Source organism: Paenibacillus sp. BJ-4, assembly GCF_020404765.1.
Taxonomy (GTDB): domain Bacteria; phylum Bacillota; class Bacilli; order Paenibacillales; family Paenibacillaceae; genus Paenibacillus.
In genome coordinates, this window is sequence record NZ_JAIVEM010000140.1 from 478640 (window position 1) to 499608 (window position 20969).

Below are 20969 nucleotides of genomic sequence, written 5' to 3' on the forward strand. Positions count from 1 at the left end.
AGGGTATGCTTTTAAAAGTCGAACGATGATGAATAAAAGCGAGGTTACCTGTTCATATGCGAAAATTTTTAAAATGGCTGGGCATTTCTGTGGCAGCGGTTGTTCTTATTGTGGGCGGATATTATGCTTATTCTATATATCATTTTACGAATCAAATTTCGGTCGCTTCCGGACAGGATTCAAAATTCAAACCGCAAGCAGAAACCCAAGCCGATGTACAACCTGTAGCTGTGTCGCTCCCACCGGAGTGGGATGGAACAGAGAGAGTGAATATATTGCTGTTGGGTGGCGATTCACGTGGGGAAGATTCAGGGCGCTCCGACTCCGTGATGGTCGCTTCTGTTGATCCAGTCACGAAGAAAGCTACGCTGATGTCGATTTTGCGTGATACGTACGTCGATATCCCAGGTCATGGGAAAAGCCGATTAAATGCTGCCTTTTCTTACGGTGGCCCAGATTTGACCCGACAGACCGTAAGCAACCTGCTGGGCATCCCCATTCAATACTACGTATACACTGATTTTAATGGCTTTATTGCGCTGGTTGATTCTGTGGGTGGTATTGATCTGGATGTTGAAAAAGACATGCATTATACGTCTAAAGCAGACAAACATCAGTTCGATATTGATCTGAAAAAGGGAATGCAGCACATGGACGGCAAAACAGCCCTGCAATATGTTCGCTTCCGTCATGATGCAACTTCGGACTTTACGCGGACCGAACGGCAGCGTAAATTCATAACCGAGCTGGGCGGCAAAATCCAGTCGACCTCGTCACTAATTAAGCTACCGAGTATTTTAAAACGAATCTGAGTACTACAGAAATGCTGCAACTGGCTTCATTAGGCTTTAATATCGACGCAAAAGCGATAGCCAAACAGCAAATCCCGCCCAATGAGCTGGTGCGTGGGGAAACAATCAAGGGGGCGCAGGTACTAGGGGTGGACGAAAGAAAGCTCAAGCGATTCATACAAAATCTTTTTGAACAGGAAAACAAGCCTGCAACCACGCCGACAGATTCTGTCACCACGACAAGTGATACTCTATAACCATCCAAAGCAAATGAGGTTTGTACGCTGCCGTACAACTTTGTTTGCTTTTGTGTTTATTGAGGGTATAAACTTGTATATTTTGTTGCAAAGATATATCTTAACTATTAAGAATTGGAACAATTATTTGCCTAAGAGAAGGGGAATGTCATGTGGAAACGACTCCGGCATGGAAAGACCGATTCAAAAAGTTCTTTTTGAACAACAAGTTTGTGTTATTCCTGCTGGTATTGCTGCTCATCGGTTTGAATATCTTGGTGCTCACCAAAATTTCTTACATTTTTACCCCTGTCATGGTGCTGCTGAAAACGATTATTCTTCCTGTCATTTTGTCCGGCGTGCTGTACTATCTGTTCAATCCACTGATTGATGTACTGGAGCGCAATAAGGTAAAGCGAATCTACTCCATTATTGTGCTGTATTTGCTCATCATAGGGATTATTGCTGTTGTGATTACATCGGTGGTACCTGTGATCCGCGATCAAATACAGGGACTTGTCCAAAATGTGCCTGCATATAGCGAGCAAGTACAACAACAGTTTGAGAAATTAATTGGCAGTGACTTTGTGAATCAGTTCCAGAACACAATTCAAATCAATCCGTCAGAGCTTGCCTCCAAAGTTTCTGAAAAATTATCCGCCTTCATTAATAATGCGTGGGCAGGTGTGGGAAGCTTTTTGGGTGTAATCACAGAAACAGTGCTTGCGATCGCTACGGTTCCCTTTATTCTGTTCTACCTGCTGAAGGATGGACGCAAGCTGCCACACTCGGTCCTAAAGATGTTCCCGCCTATGTTTCGTAAAGAAACGGATCGCATTATGACCGAAATGAACCATCAGGTCAGCTCATATATTCGTGGACAGATTATTGTCAGCTTCTGTATTGGGGTGCTGCTGTATATTGGTTATCTGATCATTGGGTTGGATTACTCTTTGACGCTTGCAGTCATTGCATCCTTTACGAGCGTTGTTCCCTACTTAGGGCCTGTAATTGCCATTACGCCTGCATTAATTGTAGCTTTGGTCACCTCTCCGGTTATGCTGCTCAAGATGGTTATCGTATGGACGATTGTTCAGCTGATTGAAGGTAAATTCATTTCTCCACAAATTATGGGTAAATCCCTTCGAGTACATCCGATCACGATCATCTTTGTTATTTTGACAGCAGGCAATTTGTTTGGCGTAGTAGGAATTATTCTGGCGGTTCCAGGCTATGCGGTCTTGAAAGTAATCGTTACACATCTGTTCAGTTTCTTTAAAAAGCGTTCGCATCTTTATGAAGCAGACAAAGCAAAGGCGAGTCTCTACGAAAAATAAATATTTTCAATTTCCAATATAAAATCAATTTTGCCCCCTCTTGGGTAACTGTGGCTTCCCGTGCTATAATTAATGCCTATCCTTATTCCAAAACAGAAAGGTCAGACTTTTATGATAAAACTCAGCATTCTTGACCAATCTCCGGTATCAGAAGGCATGACGCATGCGCAAGCATTGCAAAAGACCGCTGAGCTTGCTATAGAGGCGGAGCGCTTGGGTTATCATCGCTTTTGGGTATCAGAGCATCATTCTGCTTCTAATCTTGCAGGCTCCAGCCCGGAGGTATTGATTTCGCATCTGGCCGCTCGAACCCGGGCGATTCGAGTGGGCTCGGGCGGTGTGATGCTGCCGCATTACAGCGCTTATAAAGTAGCGGAAAACTTCCGTGTACTGGAGGGCTTGTATCCGGGGCGCATTGATTTGGGGCTGGGACGAGCGCCGGGAGGCATGCCGACTGCTACGAGAGCCTTGCAGGAAGGTAAAATGCGGGGCGGTATTGATCTGTACCCTGAGCAGCTGGATGATCTGCTAGCCTATTTACATGACAGCACAGGCAACCAGCATCGCTTCGGTTCGCTACAGGCGATGCCGCTCGTAGAGACAGTGCCGGAAATGTGGCTGCTTGGCTCGAGTGGTGATAGTGCAGGTCTGGCCGCCGAGCGTGGCGTGGGCTTTGCGTTTGCTCAGTTTATTAACGGGGAAGGCGGCACAGGAGCCATGAAAGGCTATCAGGAGAGCTTCCAGCCTTCCCATAGTGACCAGCCGCGTTCACTTGTGGCCATATTTGCGATTTGTGCGGATACCGAAGAAGAGGCAAACCGCTTGGCTTCCAGCATGGACTTGTCCCTGGTGCTGCTGGAGCAGGGAATGCGCTCCGCTGGAACACCTTCCGTAGAAAAGGCTTTGGCGTATCCGTACACGCCATATGACCGGATGCGTATTCGCGAAAATCGCAAGCGTATGGTGGTTGGTTCACCCAAACAGGTAAAGCGCCAGATTGAGCAATTATGCAAGGACTATAATGCACAAGAGGTCATGGTTGCGAGCATCATTCACGATTTTGACGCCAAAATAAAATCGATACGTCTTATGGCTGAAGCATTTGGGCTGTCTTCTGTACAGTCTTGATACGATTTGCTGGATTTTAGAGATCACAGCTTTGTGGAGCTGTGATCTTTTTGTATGAACTTTGGAGGACATTTTTGACGATATGGATCGCATATTCAAGGAAATATACCAGTTAATACTTGATAATGATTATCAATATCTTTATTATATAAAGATAGAATGAAGTTTTGATGAATGTCGTGCGTTAAGCCCGTGACTATATATTGGATAAGGGAAAGGGATGATTCCAAATGTTTCGTCTGAAAACGGCAAATCTGGATATTGCTTATGAAGATCGGTTGATTGTAGAAGATCTGAACGTGGAAATACCGCAAGGGAAAATCACCGCATTGGTGGGCGCAAATGGCTCCGGCAAGTCCACTATTTTGAAAACGATGGCCCGCATCATGAATCCTAAAGGCGGTAGTGTTCTGCTTGACGGTAAATCCATTCATAAGCAATCCACCCGGGAGGTAGCCAAGCAGTTGGCTATTTTGCCGCAAAATCCGACTGCACCGGAAGGATTGACCGTGACGGAACTGGTATCATACGGACGTTTTCCCTATCAAAAAGGTTTTGGCTCCATGAAAGCAGATGACCGCAAAATGGTAGAGTGGGCGATCCAGGTAACGGGCATGAGCGAGTTCCACGATCGCCCGATTGATCAGCTGTCTGGCGGTCAGCGTCAGCGTGCATGGATAGCTATGGCGCTTGCGCAGGATACGGATATTTTGTTTCTTGATGAGCCGACTACATTTTTAGACATGGCGCATCAACTGGAAGTGCTGCATTTGCTCGAGTATTTGAATACTTCGGCAGAACGCACCATTGTTATGGTTGTTCATGATTTGAACCATGCAGCCCGGTATGCTCAGCATATGATCGCGATCAAAAAAGGGAAGGCTGAGGCAGTAGGAGCTCCAACCGAGGTTATGTCCCCGGATGTGCTGCGTGAGGTATTTGGCATTGAAGCGGATATCGTAACAGATCCCCGTACGGGCGTACCGCTCTGTCTTCCGTATGCTCTGGCCGGACAGCCCACAGTAAGCCAAGCTGTGAAGGAAATGAATTTGGAAGAGAAGCAGCCGGTAGGTTCTATTGGAGAGCGACGTGAAGCTAGACCACAAGTTGCAGCAAGAGGCTAAAGGGGACACAAGATGAGACCACTGGATTACGATCAGCTGGAGCAATTGGCGAAAATAGTGACAGACACGCCGGAGGATGCAGTGTATTCCGGGCCAGTGGCTGAATGGCTTGAACCGGAGAAGGCTCGTTCAGTATTGGAGTATTATGGTGAGCTTCTGCGAGCTGAAGACCTTTTGACTTCAGCAGTGTATTTGGTGAATCAGTTGCGTGGTCTTGTGTTTGCCCAACATTTTATGGTGTCCTTGTGTGAACGTAGGCTAGATCTGTCCATTTCCAATCTCAGATTCCATATTTGTTATGAAGGGAAATCTCCTTCTATTAGCCTGCAGGTGATCGACCCAACAGAGCTGGATAATACGCGACAGGACGAAGAGGAACATTCATCCGAACAAGCGCAACAAGCGCTTCGTGACTTTTACAGCTTGCACCTACGGCCCATATTGGAGGCATTGGCTTCGGTAGGAGGCGTATCCATGGGACAGATGTGGGGACAGTTTCCGTTGACTTTGTTGTATTTTAAGGACAGAGTACAGCCCACGTTGACCGATCCACTGGATGTGAAGCGTTTTGAACAAGATTTCGATTATGTGACGCGGGAACTTGAGGGAGAGGTATTCGGGCGTAAAAGAAACCCGTATACCGTTCGTCTCGTTGAGTTGGACAATCCTTACCGCCCCGGTGAAAATACTTACATGAAACCGTCCTGCTGCCAATATTACAAGACAGGTGGGGGCCAGCGGTATTGTTATGCTTGTCCAAGAATGTCGGCTTCGGAGCGTGAAGAGCGCAGACGCGAAGTGTTGGCATCACGGTAAGCCCTATGAGGATATTGGCATGTCCGGTTCGTTTTGGGTAAAATAGGTTATGAACCTAAACCCACAATACGAAGGAGGATGCTGTATGTCTGTCTATTCACATCATGCTGTAACACCAGCGAATCGGGAGGTTCCTTTGGACACCTATACCGGCAAGGTGTTGGTTATTGCGAATACCGCCAGCAAATGCGGACTTACGCCGCAATATGGGGAGTTGCAAAAGCTTTATGACGAATATAAAGATCGTGGCTTGGTTGTGTTAGGCTTCCCTTGTAACCAATTTGGCGGTCAGGAGCCGGGCAGCAGCGAGGAAGCGGCAGAATTTTGCCAACTCAATTACGGAGTTACGTTTCCGGTATTCGCCAAAGTGGATGTCAACGGTCCAGATACAGCGCCTCTGTTTGAATATTTGAAGAAGCAGCAGCCTGGAGAGCAGGAAGATGGTACGATTCAATGGAATTTTACGAAGTTCATTGTGAACCGTGATGGCGTGCCTGTGGCTCGTTTTGAGCCTAAGGAATCACCGGAGGCCATGAGGACGGCCATTGAGCAGTTGCTATAATAGCTTTGCTTTAGCTTCAAAGTAATTGTTTAAAAAGGTCCATTTTTCCGGCATTTCTCCGGAAAAATGGACCTTTTTTGCTGTCTATATATCACATTCGCTGGAGGAGCGCTGCTTCTTTTGAAAGTCCGGTTTAAGGGCATAATCAGGGTCATACAGGGAAAACTACATGAAGCAAGAAGTCGTTTCATCAAAAGACAGGCTTTGTGTAGCCTTGATTTTTAATTGTGGACAAATTGTGAATATCATAAAAAGCTATTGTAATGTGAAAAACATCACATTATAATAAGTGCATGAAGTGAAATAAATCACAATCTGCAATCTGCTAACGTGAAATAATTCACAATTATTATACATTTATGCCCACACACCAAGGAGGAATTCAACATGAAAGTAGCAGTTATCGGATGTACACACGCAGGCACAGCAGCAATCGTCAACACAGCTAAATGTTACCCAGATGCTGAAATTACCGTTTACGAACGAAATGATAATATTTCTTTTTTATCTTGTGGTATTGCACTGTATGTAGGTGGCGTCGTCAAGGACCCGCATGGATTGTTTTATTCATCCCCCGATCAGCTGGCTGACATGGGTGTAGTGACCAAGATGCTTCATGAGGTAACGAGTGTAGATACAGCAGGCAAAACGCTGCGTGCACGTAATCTTCAAACAGGTGAAGAATTTACGGACACATTTGATAAATTGATTGTAACGACGGGCTCTTGGCCTATTATTCCGAAGCTGGAAGGCATTGAGCTTGATCATATTTTGCTCTGTAAAAACTATAGTCATTCGAATGAAATTATTGAGAAGGCCAAGCATGTACAGAACATCACAGTTGTTGGAGCTGGATACATCGGTGTTGAGCTGGTTGAAGCTTTTCAAATGAACGGTAAAAACGTAACGCTGATCGACAGCGCTGATCGTATATTGAATAAATATTTGGATCACGAGTATACAGACCGGATTGAAAATTCTCTGAAAGAACACGGTATTAAGCTGGTACTGGGCGAAACCGTGAGTCGGTTTGAGGGGACGAATGGCAAGGTGAGTAAAGTCGTGACCTCTCAAGGAGAATATGAAACAGAGCTTGTTATTCTCTGCATCGGATTCCGTCCTCAAACAGATCTGCTCAAGGGTCAGGTAGATATGTTGCCAAACGGTGCAATCATCGTGGACAATTATATGCAAAGTAGCTGCCCGGACGTGTTTGCAGCAGGAGATAGCTGTGCAATTCGCTACAACCCGACAGGCAAAACGGCTTATATTCCACTGGCGACGAACGCGGTTCGTATGGGTACGCTGGTGGCCCGCAATCTGGTACAGCCGACCATTGCCTACATGGGAACACAAGGTACTTCGGGTATTAAAATTTATGAAGATAATATTGCAGGAACAGGTTTGACGGAAGCGGCGGCTGCAGACGAAGGAATGAATACTGAGGCCGTAACCATTGAGGATAGCTATCGCCCTGAATTTATGCCAACCTCTGAAAAGGTGCTGCTGAAAGTGGTATATGAGCAGGAGACACGGAGAATTGTTGGCGCTCAAATTATGTCGAAGGTGGATTTGACTCAATCCATTAATACGCTATCTGTGGCCATTCAAAATCATATGACCATTGACCAACTGGCCTTTGTCGATTTCTTCTTCCAGCCGCATTATAACAAGCCTTGGAATTTCTTGAATGCAGCAGGGCTGCAAGCATTGCCTTCGATGGCTGAACGAAAACCAGTTACCGTATAATTTGATTTGTCTGTGACATTGTTCATAAGTTTGTCAACAATCTAAGACGTATGAACGAATCCTTATAGTACAATATAGAGAGCATAAGGATTAGGGGGTAAGTAGATAATGGGTTTGTTTTATATCCTTTTTCTTGTAGCTGTGGCGGTAATCGGCCTCGGCGGAGTTATTTGGTTCTTAAGAGCAGTTGAGAAGGAAGAATATAACTAATTATAAGTACTTTGTGGCGTGGCGCAATAATACACGAAAAACAGTCCTCCAAGGGCTGTTTTTTTTAATAACAATGAAAGTGATTTTTTTCACAAACAAAATCACTGATTTTAAATAAAATATGAGAGGAGAATATTTTAGCAAAAAGATGTTAAAGGAGCGGGGATATATGGCAAGCTATAAACCGGGGCAAATTGCCGAAAAGACGGTGGAAACAGGTGTGGCTAAAGCGAACAACCCGTGGACTGTGTCAGTGGTATTGGGATTTTTGGCAGGTGCATTTATTGCACTTGGATTTTTACTGGATATACGTGTTATTGCAAGCGCGCCTAAGGAATGGGGGAGTATTGCTACCTTTATAGGAGCTTCCGTGTTCCCTGTCGGGCTCGTATTAGTACTGATCGCTGGGGGAGAATTGCTGACAGGCAATATGATGGCTGTCCCTTTGGCGAGATGGGCAGGACGGATTAAGACCGGCGTCGTGCTTCGTAATCTAGCCATTATTACGCTTAGTAATTTTGCAGGTGCGTTATTTGTTGCCTTTTTCTTTGGCCATGTGCTGGGTTTAACAGAAACGGGTCCTTATCTAGACAAAGTGGTGGATATGGCAGGCCATAAGCTGCATGACAGCTTTTTACAATCATTTATATCTGGTATTGGATGTAACTGGCTGGTAGCACTGGCTGTATGGCTGGCATATAGCACGGATTCGATCGGTGGAAAAATTATGGGGATTTGGTTCCCTACAATGGCCTTTGTTGCTATTGGCTTTCAGCACATTGTGGCCAATATGTTTCTCATTCCGGCGGCTATCTTTGCAGGCCATTTTTCATGGGCAGATTATATCATGAACTTTATTCCGGTTTGGTTGGGAAATTTGGTTGGAGGAAGTCTGTTTGTGGCTGGGGCTTATTGGTTAGCCTATTTGAAAAAGCCGCATACCGATGCACATCCAGTGAGCGGAACTCAAACTACCTCTTCGGTTGCTCCAAATCCGTTGAGTGATCGTGTTTGATTAGTTACTCTTAACAGAATCGAACAAAGCAAATCCGCCATGACAAGTCCGGGGGAACGAAACCTGTCATGGCGGATTTTTTTGGGAGTGGTCCATGATTTGGCATGTGAGGATGAGTGTGCTCTCGTCCATAATGCCTTGATCTCTTTTACCCCTAACAAGTAAAGATGAAACAGGGCTATAAAAAAATAATTGTGATTTTTCAAAAATCCGTTTTGCTCTATGCAGCAGGCGGATTTTTTGTCACTTTCGGTCGGACGCTGCTTGGCAAAATCCTTCTCTTGCCATAGGTCATAGCTGTAGATATGATAAGAACAGTGTAATTTTTGGAAACAGTAATGGAAAGGAGCATCAATACCATGGATCATAGCAACAGCGCGCCTCCTGAGGCTACGCTTCAATCAGACTTACAGAGGGGGCAGCAGATGACGGAGCATGCAGACGGTATTTTTCCGGCAGTGTGTCCGCTAGATTGCCCAGATACGTGTGGGCTCCTGCTTCACAAGGAAAATGGAAAAATTGTCAAGGTGACTGGCAACCCTGATCATCCCATTACAAAAGGGGCCATTTGTAATAAAGTTCGTAATATGACGGAGCGGGTATATGACCCTGATCGGGTGCTCTATCCGCTGAAGCGTGTAGGTCCCAAGGGAGAAGGAAAGTTTGAACGAATTAGCTGGGAGGAGGCAGTCGAAACCATTACCGGTCGGTTCAAGGAACTGATTCGTACGGACGGCCCGGAATCGATTCTCCCCTACAGCTTTTATGGCAATATGGGCGTATTGAGTGTGGATGGAATGGATCGCCGTTTTTTTAATGCGCTGGGCTCGAGCCGGCTAGATCAGACGATTTGCAGCGTAGCTGGGAATGAAGGCTGGGCATCTGTCATGGGTTTTAAAGGGGGAACCAGCCCAGAGGACACAGAGGATGCAGACCTCATTATTGTATGGGGTGGAAATGTCATCAGCACGAACATGCATCAGGTCGTATTGGCCGAGAAGGCACGTAAAAAAGGTGCCAAGGTGGTTGTTATTGATGTTCATCGTAATCGGACGGCGCAATGGGCGGATTGGTTCATTCCTTTATATCCGGGGACGGATACGGCGCTCGCGCTGGGAATGATGAACGTGCTGTTCGAGCAAGGGCTAACGGACGACGAATTTTTACGCTGCTACACGTTAGGTCACGAGGAGCTGCGCGAACATGTTAAGACGTACACCCCGGAGCGGGTAGCACGTATCACGGGTATACCCGCAGCGGATATTATCCACCTGGCGGAGATGTACGGACAGGCGCGAGCGGCGTATATCAATATCGGCAACGGCCTACAGCATCATGATAATGGCGGCATGAATGTACGTGCGGTAACATGCTTGCCCGCGCTCACCGGACAATGGCTGAAGCACGGAGGAGGGGCATCGCGCTCCAATGGCGCTTATGCCAAAATTAACGGGACCAATCTGGAGCGTCCGGATCTGCGCCAGAACCCGGATGCCCGGGTGATCAACATGAACCGGATCGGGGAAGCATTGCTGCAAAAGGATGAGCCCATCAAGGCGCTGTTCGTATATTGCAGCAATCCGATGGTCGTAGCACCAGATGCGGAACGGGTAACGCAGGGGTTTGAACGGGAGGATCTATTCACGGTCGTACATGATCTGTTCCTGACGGATACGGCCCGCTATGCGGATATCGTGCTGCCTGCGGCATCTTCTTTTGAAGGTACAGACCTGTACAAATCCTACTGGCATCACTATATCCAGATGCAGAAGCCAGTCATTGCTCCGCTTGGAGAAAGCAAAAGCAACTATGAGCTGTTTAGCCTGCTCGGACGAGCCATGGGCTTTGATGAAGCTGCATTTACGGAAAGTGAAGAAGAGATGATCGCGGGCGCGCTGGATAACCCAACGAATCCTTATCTTAAGGGTGTAACTTTAGAAGCTTTGCAGGCATCACCTTTTGTAAAGCTAGACATGACGCCCAAAGCTGCCTATCTGGATCGTTTAACCACGCCTTCTGGCAAGATTGAGCTGTATTCGGAACGGATGAAGCAAATGGGTCTGCCCGCGATGCCTACGTATGTGCCGTTGATCGAAGGCTATGACGGAGAGCAGCGACCGCAAGCGGACGAGCGGTTTCCACTGATGTTTATTTCGCCGCCAAACCATAATTTTCTGAATTCCACCTTCGCCAATTTGCCCAAGCATCAGCGATTGGAGCGGGAGCCTTTGCTACAAATTCACCCGGAGGATGCTCAGACAAGAGACATCGTGGATGGGGATCTGGTTACCGTATGGAATGATCGGGGAACGTACGAGCTGAAAGCCAAAGTTACGGACCTGATGCTGCCCGGTACAGTGATTAGCCAAGGGTTATGGTGGGAAGGCAAGGGGCGCAGACAGCGTGCCAATGCGTTAACCTCTGATCGGCTGTCGGATATGGGACAGGGGGCTACTTTCTTTTCAACGGTGGTGAATGTGAAGCGCCAATGAGCTTATGCCTTTTATGGCGTCAGATACTAAAGGAGAAACAAAAAATATGAAATGGTTGGAGTCTTATCCGAAAGAAGTCAAGGTGTTTCTCTTCGCCAGCCTGATTAATTCCGCCGGAAGCTCCTTGATGTGGCCGCTGGTCAGCATGTATGTGTTTGATGAGTTGAACCGTAGTATGGGAGATGCGGGGATTGCGATTTTAGTGCAGTCTCTAGGTGGGATTTTTGGCCAAGTGCTAGGAGGAGCCCTTTATCATCGTATTGGAGCGAAAAAGCTGATTGTCGGTTCACTGGCTATGAACGCGCTGGGACTTCTCACACTTCCATTTACCAGTGGCCATTGGATTGCGTTTGTCATCATGATGGGCTTTATCGGCTTTTTTAATGTGGTATCTGTGCCTGCGATTCAAGCCTTTGTAGGCTTTCGCTTCGCTGACCGCCGTGGCGAGCTGTTTAATATTATTTATGTCGCCAATAATATCGGGGTGGCATTAGGAACAGGCTTGAGCGGTGTTCTGGCGGATCTTTCCTATCAGCTCAGCTTTGTGATGAACGGGGTAACCTCTGCAATATTTGCCGGATTTTTCTGGTCCTATCTTAGCAGGGTGGATCGGGAAGAGGGGGAAGTGCATCTCAGCAAGTCTGTGAAGAAAAAAGAAGATATACCAGCGCGGTTGCTGTTTCGTGATACCAGGCTGTTTCTTTTTGTAGGCTTGGGGTCGCTTTTTTTATGGTTTGGCAATTCGATCTGGAATACGGGAGTATCTCCATTTATTATCGAGCAGGGCTTGCCTAAAACGATGTACGGACTCCTGTGGACGTTGAATGGTATTCTTATTTTTGCTGCACAGCCGATAATTTTCTGGATCAAACGTCTCTACGCCCGGCATGCTTCAGCCCAAATGACATGGGCCGGAGGATTTTACCTGGCAGCTTATATCGTTATACTGGGTACACAGAACTATACAGGGATGGTATTCGCTATGGTCCTGGCGACACTCGGAGAAATGCTGATTGCACCTGCAGTTCCGGCATTTTTGTCTGATCACGGGGGCACTGGAGCGCCCTTTTACATCGGACTAGTGGGGGGCATTGGCGCAGCCGGACGGGTGATGGGGCCTTATATTATGGGAAAGCTTTATGATGGCGGCGGTTTACCGCCCGCAGTTTGGCTGGCATTGGGCGTAGCAGTATTGTCAATTCTGTTTTTTGTCCTGCATAGCTGGTTAAACCGTTCCCGGCATGATTTGGATGCTTTCGAAGCTACTACCAAGGCGGATGTTCCCAGTTCTTAAGTCCCAATAAAAGTTCAGTAATGAGCCGTGATTATGGTACAATAAGTGCGGATGGCTACAGTTATTGCTTCAGGAAAGCCTTCACAGGAAGGATTGAAAGGAATTGTTTACAAGTCAAACCCTGACGATACGTCATTCGAAGATGAAGGATGCTCCTGATCTGATTGCGCTGGATGAATTGGTATGGAATGAACGAACGGCCCCTGCTTCGCTGTCATGGAAGTCGCGCGGGGAGTTCCTACGCAATTCGCCTCCAGGCTCCCAACTGGTCGCCATCGAGGAGGGAGTGCTCTGCGGGTATATCGGATTTCGTCCTCCAACGCTGTTGGCCAGTAATTGTCACGTGTTGGAAATCAATATAGCCGTACATCCCTATTATCATCGCAAAGGTATCGGGACGGCTCTTATGAACTCCATGAAGGACATTGCAGCCGCTGAGGGCATACGCAAATTAAGCTTGCGGGTACTGTCCTGTAACACGGAAGCCCTTATGTTCTATGAAAAATGCGGATTCGCGATCGAAGGACGTTTGCATGAGGAATTTTACATCGCAGGTCAATTTGTGGATGATGTGCTAATGGCCTATTTCTTAAAATAGGCCGGAGCCCGCAGACAGCAGCATTCTTATTAATGTCCGGCTCATAATAAACAGCGCCGCAGACTCTATGGACTGCGGCGCTGTTTTATGTTGCATGGTTACCGAAGCTGCTTCCATTCCTTTTGGAGCATACCGTACACTGCGTGGTTCATATAGCCATCGGGCAGCAGCTCTGCTTCGCGTACAATGCCTTCGAGCACAAAGCCCAGACGCTCCGGGATACCGCGACTGCGGCGGTTCGTAGTTGCGCAACGGATTTCAACCCGATGCAAATCAAGCTCCATCAACGCATATTCGACGAATACGCGGCAGGCGCTGGTCATGAGACCTTGTCCTTCGTAACCGTGTCCAAGCCAGTATCCAATACTGACCGAGCGATGAGTCCAATTAATCTCGTGGTAGCTGATAATGCCAGCAAGCTCGTTATCCATCCAGATTCCGGCGGTCAGGCTGCCATTCTCTGCTGCTTGTTTCAGGGCGCTCTGTACGAACTGCTCTGTGTGGCTGATTTCCGTGGTAGAGTCTACCCATGGAAGCCATTGACGCAAGCGGTCACGGGACATTTCGATCAGCTCAAACAGAGGCTGCACATGCTCCTTGGTGAGCGGCCGAAGGACTGTGCGTTCGTCCAATGCGTATGTAAACATGATTGATCCCCTCTTTCACTCGGAAAATCGCTAAACAGCCAGTCTAGCATTTAATCCCATGCTACCTTATTCTGCGAGAGTCGTCAAAACGGAGAGGAAGCTTCAAATTCTATGGGACCCACCTGGAACCGCCCATGCTCGTATACATACTTTAGGTTCAAATCTCCTACAAATTCGCTTGGCGATACACTGCCTGATACGGTGGCTCTTGGAGAGGTCTGCTCGGCATCATACATCACGACAGAGCTGAAATCGAGCTGCTTCGTAAATTGGGCAGGATCATCGTAAAACGCTGATGCTTTTGCATCCATCGTGCGTGTGGTGGCACCGTCAATCGTGACAGCGATATGCACCTGTTGGTTGCGGTTACGCAACGCTACAAGACTCTGTACACGCCGGGAAACGGCGTCAGCCGCTGATTCGACCGCATACTCCTCCATCGTCTGTGCGTCAACGATATGCAGTTCCTGCAATTCGACACCCGTTCCCGAGGCACGTGTAATGATTACGACGGCTTCACGGACACCATCCCCGCTTACATCCTTGTAATATAACTGTGGTGCGGTGGAGATATCTGCCGAGCCTGACCATCCAAATGTGCGGCGCTGCTGACCGATTTCCAGCACGGCTGAACGGAACAGTCCCTGTGACGGGTTCACAGCGTATAAATTGACGGATGGGTCCTCTGGGGCGACGGCCAGCGGACGAGATTGTACAGGCCGAGTCATCGGACTTGATGAAGGATGGACGGGTGTCATCACGGAAGAGGACAACAGCATAGACAGCAGGATTACGATGAGCAGCTTGAGCACAGGTGGGTCTCCTTTTCCGGGCAAAATAAAAGCTATATACACTATAACGAATTTATTTACCGAAAATGTTAACTCTTTTTCATAACTTGCACCTTTTTTTGCTGTAGAGAGCTTATGGATTTTCATTTTATTGAGTTATGCGTTGTGAAAGGGTATATTTAAGGGAACAGGTTTTGCACAGATTATACGGAAGAAAGGTTGATTAGCGTGGAGAAGCCGATCACTCCCCCCAATTTTATTAAAAGTGTCATTGAAGAGGACCTACGAACGGGTAAGGTAAAGGAGGTTGTTACACGCTTTCCGCCTGAACCAAACGGATATTTGCACATTGGACATGCCAAAGCCATCTGGATCAATTTCTCACTGGGAGATGAATTCGGAGGACGCACGAACCTGCGTTTTGACGATACCAACCCGGCGAAGGAAGATACGGAATACGTGAACTCCATTCAGGAGGACGTGAAGTGGCTCGGCTATGAATGGGAAGAAAAACATTTTGCCTCCAATTATTTTGAAGAAATGTACAAACGTGCCATTCTGTTGATCCAAAAGGGCAAAGCCTATGTGGATGACCAAAGCGCGGAACAAATCCGCGAAACACGCGGCACACTGACTGAGCCGGGACAAAATAGCCCCTATCGCGATCGCAGCATCGAAGAGAATCTCAAGCTGTTTGAAGAGATGCGTGCAGGTAAATATCAGAACGGTGAAAAAGTGCTGCGCGCCAAGATTGATATGGCTTCGCCGAACATTAATTTGCGTGATCCGGTTATTTACCGCATTTCGCACACACCACATCACAATACAGGTGACACATGGTGCATCTACCCGATGTATTCCTATGCGCACCCGCTGGAGGATGCTATTGAGGGCGTGACCCACTCGCTCTGTTCGCTGGAGTTTGAGGATCAACGGCCACTGTACGACTGGGTTGTAGCTGAATGTGAGATGGAAAAGGTACCTCATCAATACGAGTTCGGACGGCTGAATCTGGCTCAAACGGTAACCAGCAAACGCAAGCTGAAGCTTCTGGTAGATGAGAAGCATGTAGATGGCTGGGATGATCCACGTATGCCGACGATTTCCGGCTTGCGTCGTCGCGGCTATACGCCGGAGGCCATCCGCAATTTCGTTTACGAGACAGGCATCTCCAAAGCCTATGGAGTCATCGATTTGCAGGTGCTGGAGCATTTTGCACGTGAGGATTTGAAGCTCAAGGCACCTCGTACCATGGCAGTCATTGATCCGTTGAAGGTGGTTATTACCAACTATCCTGAGGGACAGATTGAAATGCTGGAGGCGGAAAACAACACAGAAAATCCGGAGCTTGGCACACGCCAAATTCCGTTCTCTCGTGAAATTTACATTGAGCGTGAGGATTTCATGGAAAATCCGCCGAGCAAATACTTCCGTTTGTTCCCTGGTAATGAAGTACGTCTCAAACATGCTTACTTCATTAAATGCAACGATGTGATTAAGGATGCGGACGGAAATGTAACGGAAATCCACTGTACCTATGATGTAGAAACGAAGAGTGGATCAGGCTTTACTGGACGTAAAGTGAAGGGTACGATCCACTGGGTAGAGGCTACTCAGGCAGTTCCGGCCGAATTCCGTTTGTACGAGCCTTTGATTAATGCAGAGGAACCTGAAGCGATTGAAGAGGACGGATCGGAAAAAACATTCCTTGATCAATTGAATCCGAACTCTTTGGAAATTGCTCATGGCTACGTGGAGCCGAACATGAAAGAGGCTCAGGCGCAGGACAAGTTCCAATTTTTCCGTCATGGTTATTTCAGTGTCGATCCGAAGCTATCCAAGCCGGGCGAGCCTGTATTTAACCGTGTTGTATCGCTGAAAAGCTCTTTCCAATTGCCTAAGCAATAGGTGCTTGGAAAAAGTGGATCAAAGGTAGCTTCGTGCGACCAAGTAAATAAAGGAGTCTGCCCGCGGGCAGACTCCTTTATTTTACGTTTACTTGCTCTAGATAAGTGTTCCCTTGACGATAGGTATACCGCATTCTTATGGTGTTGTTAAAGGGCCTCTTTTATTCGTTTATGCTCGTCTGCATGAAAGGGCTGGTAGCCGTTCTTGTGCAGCATATACCACATGATGGCGAATCCCACAGAGCCAAGCAGGGCAAAGAAGACCCCGACATTGTACATCATCTCGCCACCGAAGTTCTGGAACAGCCAGCCTCCCGCAAAACCTGCGACGATGCCGGAAATGCCACTCCAGGTCAAGGTATATACAGCCTGCCCGGATGAACGGTAAGCAGTAGGGGTGAACAGGACGGTTAATTGAGTACCTACATAAAAATAGCCACCAAAGGTAATGCAATGAAGTGCCTGAATGAATACGATCTGAATCGGGTCTGTGGCCAGGGCCATCAGTTCCCAACGTAGGGCAAATAGCAAGCTGACGAGAGTCAGACAGCCGATCATCACGGTCATTTTTTTCTTCAAAAAGCGATCAAACAGCAAAAAGACAATAATTTCGAATACTGATGACATAAAGACGGCAAAGCCAAGCATCAGCTTGGACCCGCCCAGCTCGGTGATGTACAGGGACATAAAGGCGCTGTTGATTGAATTCGGGATGGATACAAGGATACCCAATAAAATAAAGGATATAAAGTAACCGTTCATTAAAATGCTGCCAAAGCCACGCAAATGAATGGCTGCCGTCTCCACCGTGCTTTTCAGTGGTGGGATCGTCAAGGTGCAGATCAGTGCAGCCAGAAGCAGTACCGTGAAGATGGTGGATATGCTGGATATTCCCGTTTGGTCAATGAGCATGCCGGCAACTGCCGCAGTCACTGCCCAGCCGAAGGAGCCCCATATGCGAAACGAGCCGAATTTCCGATCCGTGCCCTCAATGTAGCTGAGAATAAGACTGTTGCTTTGGGCGAATAAAGGGCTTTGGAAAAAATAAAAACCAATCATCGACACATAAATCATGACATACGTATGGACATGAAATAAAGCTTGCAGCAATAACAATGTACCTATAATCATAAATAGCAGAATACGACGGAGATTGCGGCTCCGGTCGCTTGTATATCCCCAAAAAGGGTTCGCGAATACGGATACAAAAGGTCCGATGGCCATCAGGCTCCCGATCTCAAGCTTGTCCATGCCGATATCTTGCAAATACAACGGGAAGAAGCTGGAGAAAATGACCATGGCTCCATATAGAAAAAAATTATATAGCTTTAGGGAATATAGAGAACTCTCTTGAATTTCTCTCTTTTGCAAGACAAGCCATTCCTTTCTTAGCCCGATAGAGAACTGCGCATCGATGCCGATCTGTGGGGAGGTTCTTTATTCCAATGTATCATGTGTTGAAAGGGTTAACAAACCAATAAATTAACAATTATGTAATATTTATATGAGTTACTTATTTGGTAATGGTTTAAGCAAACTTTATAATTATTGCGTTATTTTGCTGGTTTTTATTTTTAGTGCTCCTAGGGGCGACATGTAGACGAACTTCAGCATTTGAGTCTATATATGGTTGATTCAAGCAGATGCCTTGGTGGTTACAAAATCTTTATTTATAAATAGGTTCTTAAGACCTAAAGTTTATACATAGAATAGCCGATACATAATCCATAATCAGGGGAATTTAGGATTATTTTTTTCTAAATAAAATACATTAACGCAGATATTGAATAAAATCAGAATACTATCCTGTATAAGTGAATATATGGGTTTAATCATCTGACCTATATCGTTGGTTTTATGAAATATCGGGTGGAAAGGAACGAAAAATGGCATTACAGCATCGTAGAAACAATTCCTTGTACCGCCGTTTCCCTCGGCTTCTTTTGCTTCAGGCAGGAGAAGGATGCGAGGTGCTGACTTCTAAAAACAACGAGTCCAGCCTAGTACTGACTCGTGAGGGAGAATCATATCATTTGCATGATCCTGAGCAGCCTAGGCAGGAGGCAGAGTTATTTGTTTCCGGTTTAAAAGAAGTTAAACCTCAAGCACACGTGATCTTTTTTGGAGTAGGACTAGGGTATCATATCCGTGAATTCCTGCATAGGTACCCGAATACCAGCTTCTCTATCGTTGAGCCGGATACTGGCGTGATGAATATTTTTTTGCAACACCTGAATGAAAACGACTGGTTAGCTAATGAGATGATCGAAGAAGTTATGGTAGGAGCAACTACTGGAGAAACGCTCAGTTCATTGCATAGGTTGATTGACCGTGTATCTGGAGTACTTGTTATTCCGTGGCTCCCGTATCGCTCCCTATTTACTGCGGAACTGATGCGGTTTAATGAAATGTTGCACAGAATGGTCTCCAGTAAGAAGGACAAAATGGCTATCAACCATGTTTACGAAAAAAAGTGGGCGCTAAATAGCATGCATAATCTCCCTTTTATATTACATAGTTCAGACTTTCTGCATAGTGGATCAGAGCATATTGCGGGCAAGCCAGCCCTGATTGTATCTGCCGGCCCTTCGCTTAACGACGAAATTGAGCACCTGCGCCATATTCGTGAGAATAATCTTGCTTATCTATTTACAGTAGGGTCGGCAGTGAACACGTTGGTGGAGCATGGCATTTATCCGCACGGCACGTTCAGTTATGACCCGAACGAATACAACGTCAATGTAATCCAAAAGGTGATCGACAAGCGAATTGACTCTATTCCACTTATTTTCGGCAGTACGGTCGGTAAACACACACTTGATCATTATCCAGGTCGTCTAATGCATATCATCATCTCTCAAGATGAGCTTTCCATGCACCTATTGCGCACACCGGAGGGACATAAACCAACGATTATTAACGATGCTCCTTCCGTAGCGGTCATTGCACTCCAATGTCTGGTTCGGATGAAAGCAGACCCTATTGTGTTGGTGGGGCAAAATTTAGCTTATCGGGGCGAGCAATATTATGCTGAGGGGATTACCAATTCCCCAGGAGTTCCGGTTAGTTCCAATTCGCCGCGTGTTGAAGGTGTGCATGGCCAACAAGTGGTGACAAACCATTCTTTTATTAAAATGAAAAAGGAAATGGAATTTTATATCAATATAGCTAAAGATACAGAATTTATAAACACAACGCGCGAAGGCGCTGTTATCAAAGGAACATCCTTTCAAAACTTAGAAGAAGTAATCCAGACGCGGTTAAAAGGTTCGATTGACGATTCGTGGCTGCAAACCAGCAGTAATTCGGAATACGATCTCTTGTTTCTGAGGTCACGCCTTGAAGAGCTTCAGCGGGATGAAGAGGTTTTTCAAACAATTATGGAACAGAATCACCATGCTCTGCTCGACATCAAACATAAGCTCAGGCTGAAGCAGGCTAATATGCTAAACGTGTCCTTCGGGCAGTTTGACGACTTGTTCGCCTCATTATTAAGTAATTGTTTTTTCAAAATATATGTTCTGCCTCGTCATCGTATGGGGTATGAGTTTTTGTACAGTAAAATGGACGCCATCCAGAGCAGTAGGAATCCGCTAAGCAGAGGGGAGCAAATCCTACTATACTTCGGTGATTTTATATGGAAGTGTCGTCAGGATTATTTGGGAATCAAGAACGAGATCCATGAGTTTTATCGCTTTGTCCATACTTATGCAGACGGCAAAAGGAAACTGAAACAAAAAGGAGTATGTTATGAGTGAGAAAAAAAGAAATATGAAACGTGTAAACCGAATGATTAAGGCAAGTGTGTTGACAACACAGGTATTTAATCTTGCCAACCCTTATATAGCAGCGACGTTTGCGGCAGAGAGTCCTAACAGTGAAATCGTAGAAAATACAGATATGGCGGATGGATTTGCTACGGGTGTTTCTCCACTGAGTGTGGCTTCATCTGTCTATATGCAGGCACAAATGGAAGAGCCTCCTCACTACACCTGGCTATCCCCGCAGCAGGAAAGTGGAGTTTCGCTGTCTGCAAATCTGTCCATGTTCTTCAGCGAAGATGTAGAACTGGGGGCAGGCCATCTAATCGTGCATCAGTGGGATGGAACTGAGGTCGGACGGATTGACGTAAGCGGAGGAACGGTTGCAGGAGGCACGATACAAATCAGTGGTCAGGACGTGCTGATGAAGCTGGATCATCCGTTGTCGGACAATACCCGGTACTATGTAGAAGTCAGCTCGGGCATGTTTGTGGATCGCGGTGGCCAGGGA

17 protein-coding genes and 1 pseudogene are annotated in these 20969 nt (G+C 46.6%); 14 read left to right on the forward strand and 4 right to left on the reverse strand.

Annotated features, from left to right (window positions below):
* Window positions 1–56 precede the first annotated feature (56 nt).
* From LCF57_RS21800 to LCF57_RS21835, 8 genes and pseudogenes are all read left to right on the forward strand, one after another.
* Window positions 57–1048 (forward strand): annotated as a pseudogene (locus tag LCF57_RS21800) (LCP family protein).
* Between the two features lie 152 nt (window positions 1049–1200).
* Window positions 1201–2364 carry an AI-2E family transporter gene (locus tag LCF57_RS21805; protein ID WP_226002572.1) on the forward strand — a complete coding sequence of 388 codons (1164 nt, stop codon included), beginning with the start codon at window positions 1201–1203 and terminating at the stop codon, window positions 2362–2364.
* A 111-nt stretch (window positions 2365–2475) separates the two neighbouring features.
* The gene (locus LCF57_RS21810; protein WP_226002573.1) at window positions 2476–3492 is read left to right on the forward strand and encodes an LLM class flavin-dependent oxidoreductase; all 1017 of its coding nucleotides are present in this window, start codon (window positions 2476–2478) and stop codon (window positions 3490–3492) included.
* A 230-nt stretch (window positions 3493–3722) separates the two neighbouring features.
* Entirely contained in the window at window positions 3723–4616 is an 894-nt protein-coding gene (locus tag LCF57_RS21815) for an ABC transporter ATP-binding protein (protein ID WP_226002574.1), read from the forward strand.
* A gap of 12 nt (window positions 4617–4628) precedes the next feature.
* The gene (locus LCF57_RS21820; protein ID WP_226002575.1) at window positions 4629–5432 is read left to right on the forward strand and encodes a hypothetical protein; all 804 of its coding nucleotides are present in this window, start codon (window positions 4629–4631) and stop codon (window positions 5430–5432) included.
* 85 nt (window positions 5433–5517) lie between these two features.
* Entirely contained in the window at window positions 5518–5994 is a 477-nt protein-coding gene (locus LCF57_RS21825) for a glutathione peroxidase (protein WP_226002576.1), read from the forward strand.
* A gap of 387 nt (window positions 5995–6381) precedes the next feature.
* A complete protein-coding gene (locus LCF57_RS21830; RefSeq protein ID WP_226002577.1) occupies window positions 6382–7743 on the forward strand; it encodes an FAD-dependent oxidoreductase in 1362 nt (453 codons plus the stop codon).
* Between the two features lie 379 nt (window positions 7744–8122).
* On the forward strand, window positions 8123–8968 hold the full coding sequence (locus LCF57_RS21835) for a formate/nitrite transporter family protein (RefSeq protein WP_226002578.1): 846 nt from the start codon (window positions 8123–8125) through the stop codon (window positions 8966–8968).
* Here the strand turns inward: LCF57_RS21835 and LCF57_RS21840 are convergent.
* Complete coding sequence (locus tag LCF57_RS21840; RefSeq protein ID WP_226002579.1) at window positions 8920–9336, reverse strand: hypothetical protein; 417 nt, start codon at window positions 9334–9336, stop codon at window positions 8920–8922. The genes LCF57_RS21835 and LCF57_RS21840 overlap by 49 nt on opposite strands.
* Between LCF57_RS21840 and LCF57_RS21845 the strand changes: the two genes are divergently transcribed.
* The 3 genes from LCF57_RS21845 to LCF57_RS21855 all read left to right on the forward strand — a co-directional run bounded on the left by LCF57_RS21845 (window position 9328) and on the right by LCF57_RS21855 (window position 13352).
* Window positions 9328–11460, forward strand: coding sequence for a molybdopterin-dependent oxidoreductase (locus tag LCF57_RS21845; RefSeq protein ID WP_226002580.1), 2133 nt, complete (start codon window positions 9328–9330; stop codon window positions 11458–11460). The two genes, LCF57_RS21840 and LCF57_RS21845, sit on opposite strands and share 9 nt — an antisense overlap.
* Window positions 11461–11506: 46 nt before the next feature.
* Window positions 11507–12754 (forward strand): MFS transporter, encoded by a 1248-nt coding sequence (locus LCF57_RS21850; protein ID WP_226002581.1) that lies wholly within the window; start codon window positions 11507–11509, stop codon window positions 12752–12754.
* Between the two features lie 103 nt (window positions 12755–12857).
* Entirely contained in the window at window positions 12858–13352 is a 495-nt protein-coding gene (locus LCF57_RS21855) for a GNAT family N-acetyltransferase (protein ID WP_226002582.1), read from the forward strand.
* A 98-nt stretch (window positions 13353–13450) separates the two neighbouring features.
* Here LCF57_RS21855 and LCF57_RS21860 read toward each other — a convergent pair whose 3' ends face one another.
* On the reverse strand, window positions 13451–13999 hold the full coding sequence (locus LCF57_RS21860) for a GNAT family N-acetyltransferase (protein WP_226002583.1): 549 nt from the start codon (window positions 13997–13999) through the stop codon (window positions 13451–13453).
* A gap of 83 nt (window positions 14000–14082) precedes the next feature.
* Window positions 14083–14811: a copper amine oxidase gene (locus tag LCF57_RS21865; protein WP_318840747.1), complete on the reverse strand. Its 729-nt coding sequence runs from the start codon at window positions 14809–14811 to the stop codon at window positions 14083–14085.
* Between the two features lie 207 nt (window positions 14812–15018).
* On the opposite strand from LCF57_RS21865, the gene LCF57_RS21870 reads away from it, so the two are divergent.
* Window positions 15019–16698: a glutamine--tRNA ligase/YqeY domain fusion protein gene (locus LCF57_RS21870; protein WP_226002585.1), complete on the forward strand. Its 1680-nt coding sequence runs from the start codon at window positions 15019–15021 to the stop codon at window positions 16696–16698.
* A 146-nt stretch (window positions 16699–16844) separates the two neighbouring features.
* Here the strand turns inward: LCF57_RS21870 and LCF57_RS21875 are convergent, their stop codons facing one another.
* Window positions 16845–18068 carry an MFS transporter gene (locus LCF57_RS21875; RefSeq protein ID WP_226002586.1) on the reverse strand — a complete coding sequence of 408 codons (1224 nt, stop codon included), beginning with the start codon at window positions 18066–18068 and terminating at the stop codon, window positions 16845–16847.
* 515 nt (window positions 18069–18583) lie between these two features.
* Between LCF57_RS21875 and LCF57_RS21880 the strand changes: the two genes are divergently transcribed.
* Complete coding sequence (locus LCF57_RS21880) at window positions 18584–20455, forward strand: motility associated factor glycosyltransferase family protein (protein ID WP_226002587.1); 1872 nt, start codon at window positions 18584–18586, stop codon at window positions 20453–20455.
* Window positions 20448–20969: Ig-like domain-containing protein (locus LCF57_RS21885; RefSeq protein WP_226002588.1), on the forward strand; the 522-nt coding region annotated here is incomplete at its 3' end. The genes LCF57_RS21880 and LCF57_RS21885, both read left to right, overlap by 8 nt.

Bases quoted from the DNA above. Each gene is read 5' to 3' on its own strand.
- LCF57_RS21810 (WP_226002573.1), top strand. From the start codon at position 2,476: ATGATAAAACTCAGCATTCTTGACCAATCTCCGGTATCAGAAGGCATG.
- LCF57_RS21815 (WP_226002574.1), top strand. From the start codon at position 3,723: ATGTTTCGTCTGAAAACGGCAAATCTGGATATTGCTTATGAAGATCGG.
- LCF57_RS21820 (WP_226002575.1), top strand. From the start codon at position 4,629: ATGAGACCACTGGATTACGATCAGCTGGAGCAATTGGCGAAAATAGTG.
- LCF57_RS21825 (WP_226002576.1), top strand. From the start codon at position 5,518: ATGTCTGTCTATTCACATCATGCTGTAACACCAGCGAATCGGGAGGTT.
- LCF57_RS21830 (WP_226002577.1), top strand. From the start codon at position 6,382: ATGAAAGTAGCAGTTATCGGATGTACACACGCAGGCACAGCAGCAATC.
- LCF57_RS21835 (WP_226002578.1), top strand. From the start codon at position 8,123: ATGGCAAGCTATAAACCGGGGCAAATTGCCGAAAAGACGGTGGAAACA.
- LCF57_RS21845 (WP_226002580.1), top strand. From the start codon at position 9,328: ATGGATCATAGCAACAGCGCGCCTCCTGAGGCTACGCTTCAATCAGAC.
- LCF57_RS21840 (WP_226002579.1), bottom strand. From the start codon at position 9,336: ATGATCCATGGTATTGATGCTCCTTTCCATTACTGTTTCCAAAAATTA.
- LCF57_RS21850 (WP_226002581.1), top strand. From the start codon at position 11,507: ATGAAATGGTTGGAGTCTTATCCGAAAGAAGTCAAGGTGTTTCTCTTC.
- LCF57_RS21860 (WP_226002583.1), bottom strand. From the start codon at position 13,999: ATGTTTACATACGCATTGGACGAACGCACAGTCCTTCGGCCGCTCACC.
- LCF57_RS21880 (WP_226002587.1), top strand. From the start codon at position 18,584: ATGGCATTACAGCATCGTAGAAACAATTCCTTGTACCGCCGTTTCCCT.